The 881-nt window shown below is 59.5% G+C and carries 2 protein-coding genes; both read left to right on the top strand.

All coding sequences use genetic code 11. From position 1 onward, the window contains the following. Nucleotides 1-270 (top strand): hypothetical protein (locus tag A3754_RS28665; protein ID WP_231880778.1); only part of this gene is annotated, 270 nt, incomplete at its 5' end. Beyond that, a partial coding sequence (locus tag A3754_RS24365) for a dienelactone hydrolase family protein (RefSeq protein WP_063521584.1) occupies nt 267-881 on the top strand: 615 nt, incomplete at its 3' end. The genes A3754_RS28665 and A3754_RS24365, both read left to right, overlap by 4 nt.

Here is an 881-nt window from a genome sequence, read left to right as displayed (position 1 = left end):
GGCGGAACAGATCGCCGTGACAAGCTAAAGGCCGGGTCTTCTGCCGCCAGGAAGAAAGCGTGCAACCATGAAGGAATAAAGCTGCCGTTGATCCGAGCCCCGGGACATTGCCGGCGAGCTTTGGGCTTTGCGCAGCACATTGTCGTCGCGCAGTCAGAGACGTTTTCCCCGCCGGGGCTGATTGGGACAATTCGCACGGCCCGGCTTTTTTCCGGTGGATTTCCCGCTACGCTGTGGGGCATGTATCCGGACACAAAGGACGTTCCATGACAAACCAACCGGTAGGGATTACCTTGCCCGACGGGCATGTAATGCGCGCCCGTTGGCTGCGCCCTGACAGCCATCAACCACACAAGGCGGCGGTGATCGCCATCCACGATATTTTTGGTTATACCGACGATATTGAGCGTATCGCCCAGCGCCTGGCAGATAACGGCTACCCGGTGTTGGTGCCGGATCTCTATGATTTGCCCGGCAGCAAGGCGTTATGTGTGGTGAAGACCCTGAAGGCCCACGAAACGGGCAAAGGCCCGGCGTTTGCCCAGTTGGAAGCCTGTCGTGAATGGTTGCTGGCACAAAGCGAAGAGCCGGTGACCCAGGTGGGGGTGATGGGGTTTTGCATGGGCGGGCGATTCGCGGTGTTGTATGCCAGCCAGGCCCCGGTGCAGGTGGTGGCACCGTTTTATGGCGGGATCCCCAAAAAGGCCGAGACCTTGCGCGGCATTTGCCCTGCGGTAGGAGGCTGGGGCAAGCAGGATATGCTCTACGGCGATCATGGTGAGCGTTTGGCCAGCCATCTGGAAACGCTCGGGGTGCCCCACGATATCCGCAGTTATGACGATGTGGGCCATTCCTTCATGAATGACCACCAGACCTTCACG

It is taken from the genome of Alcanivorax sp. HI0083 (genome assembly GCF_001635175.1).
The sequence above is the reverse complement of the archived record's forward strand: the minus strand, read 5'-3'. Positions and strand labels throughout refer to the sequence as shown.